Origin of the sequence: Thalassotalea litorea (assembly GCF_005843925.1) — a bacterium.
GTDB classification, from domain to species: domain Bacteria; phylum Pseudomonadota; class Gammaproteobacteria; order Enterobacterales; family Alteromonadaceae; genus Thalassotalea_A; species Thalassotalea_A litorea_A.
The window spans coordinates 1-2,524 of sequence record NZ_VCBC01000035.1; the positions used below are offsets into that span (position 1 = coordinate 1).

The 2,524-nt window shown below is 46.9% G+C and carries 1 protein-coding gene; it reads left to right on the forward strand.

Going from position 1 to position 2,524, the window contains the following annotated elements; genetic code table 11:
- Positions 1-2,524 (forward strand): TonB-dependent receptor (locus FE810_RS16970; RefSeq protein ID WP_138321855.1); only part of this gene is annotated, 2,524 nt, incomplete at both ends.

Here is a 2,524-nt window from a genome sequence, read left to right on the forward strand (position 1 = left end):
ATAACTTAAAAGAAGTTATTCAAGCCGTTGATATCGGTAAACTGCCTGACCAAAACCTTGCAGAAGTACTGGAAAATATCACCGGTGTACAAATCACCAGAACCGCAGGTATCGGTACGGGCGTCCAAATCCGTGGTACCAACGCTAACCGCGTGGAAATCAACGGTGTATCCACCGTCGGCGCAGGCGCCGGTCGTAGTGGTATTAACTTTGAAGATGTTAACGCATCGATTATTTCTGCCGTAGAAGTGACCAAAGCACCAGATGCCAAAACCATCGAAGGCTCTGTGGGTGGTACCGTTAATTTACGTACCATTCGCCCACTGGAATTGTCCGATACCCTAGGCTCTGTTCGAGTACAAGGTGAGCAAAGTAGTTTGAGTGAAGAAGGCCTGCAGCCGCGTGTATCTGCCGCATTCGGCGATAACTGGGACACCGGCTCTGGTAAGTTTGGTTTTATCATCACCGGTAGTTATACCGAACAAGAATCGGTTTCGTTCCGTCCGCGTACCGACCGTGACAACATCTCTACCGATGGCACCAACGAGTGGATGGGGATCCAGTTCTTAGTACAAGAGCAGGAAAACTACGATTATGAAACCAAAAACTTAGCCACGACATTTGAATGGGCACCGAATGAAAACCTTAAGTTTCATTTAGATGCGATTTTAAATGACCAAAAACGCAGTCAGGATTCATACCGTATTCAGGCGTCTGGTGTCAGTGCATTGAAAAATGACAGCATTCCGTCACAATTTGAAACCGTCAACTTTGGTAGCCTTGGTGACGTCAACCTTGGTTCAAAACAAGCCGCACTTGTGGGCAATATCGAACCAAACCTGACCGAAGTCGATGATGACGATCCAAACTTACGTTTTTCAAGTGACACCGGCTCGCGTGTAACCGACAGCAAAATGTTTGTCTTCGGTGGTGAGTGGCAAGGTGACAACCTAAACGTTAGTGCGTCAATTGCAACGTCGTCTGCGGATACAGAAAGCCCGGACCTGAGCACCACGATTAACTTCATGAACCCGAACTGTCCACAAGATGGTACCAGTAACGATAACTGTGTTCCGTTCACCTATGACTTATCCGGTGGTTCATTGGCATGGGGGATTAACTTTAACTCTCCGTATGCACCTACTGCGGCTCAGTTAACCGATCCGGCAAACATGATCCTGGATCAGGTGGAAGTCGGTGCCGATACCACGGAAAACTCCGAAGATGCCTTCCGTGTTGATGCAAGTTACTACATCGATGCCATCGATCTTATCACCTCGGTAGATGTGGGTTATCGTTTCAGTAAGACTTCGCACGAATACCGTGATATTGGTGACCGAATTGGTGGCTTTAGCCAACTTGTTGATAGCCCAAATGGTACCTTGTTTGCGGATCTTCTTGTGAAAGGGCCTGACAACTACAATGATGCCGATGGCCGTGATTTATTTGTGAAAGACTTCCTGTTAGTGGACCCAGATAAATCGTTCTCCGATCCACAAGGCGTTATCGATATCTTACAAGCGGCAGTCATTGCCCACGATCCAGATTCTCCGGACATTCTGGACGTTCAGGAAAGAAAGAACGCGTACCGTAAAATCGAAGAAGAAACCAATGCGTTATACGCACAGGTTAACTTTGAATACGGTGATTTCATCCGTGGTAACTTAGGTGTTCGTTATATCGAAACCGAAGTTGACTCTACCGGTTATAACCCAGATGAAATGCTGGAAACTACCAGCGGTAGTTATGACTTCCTGTTACCTCGTTTGAACCTTGTGATCGAACCTACCGATGATTTATTGGTTCGTTTAGGTTACGGTACTGACCTTAGACGTCCTAACTTTGACCAGTTAGGAACAGGTTATACTTTAGACAATCAGGAAAACTCCGTGGTTGCTTTGGGTAACCCAGGTCTAGAGCCAGAAGAAGTGGATTCATTCGATCTCAGTGTTGAGTGGTATTTCGCGCCAGCTGCGATCGCCAGTGTTGGTTATTTCAGAAAAGAGCGTACCAATATCTTCGGTACGAACTTCGAAGGTGCTCAGCTATATCCATCGACCACAACTACAGGTGGTTTAGAGCGTGATGCGACTGCGCCTTGTGAAGACGGTGGTTTCTTTAACCCGAACGTCGTTCCGAACCAGTTAGGTGATCCAAATACGTTAGGTTTGTGTGTAGATAAAACGACACCAGGTAACGATCCAGAAACGACCACACAATCCGGTTTTGAATTTGCCTTCCAATACGGACTTGCAGATTTTGAGAAAGATTTAGGTTGGGCATCTGGTTTTGGTGTGATTGCCAACTACACCATCCAGGATTTCGACGGTGGTTCCGTTGAAGATTGTACCTCAGGTCGTGGTGCAGTTGTGCTAGGCGAAGGGATCTGTGCAGAGCGTGGTCTGTTAGACTTCTCAGAAAATGCGTACAACTTTACGCTTTACTATGAAAAGTATGGTCTATCTGCGCGTATGCGTTACACATGGCGTGAAGCGTTCCGTACACAGGATTTCGCCGGTGGTGC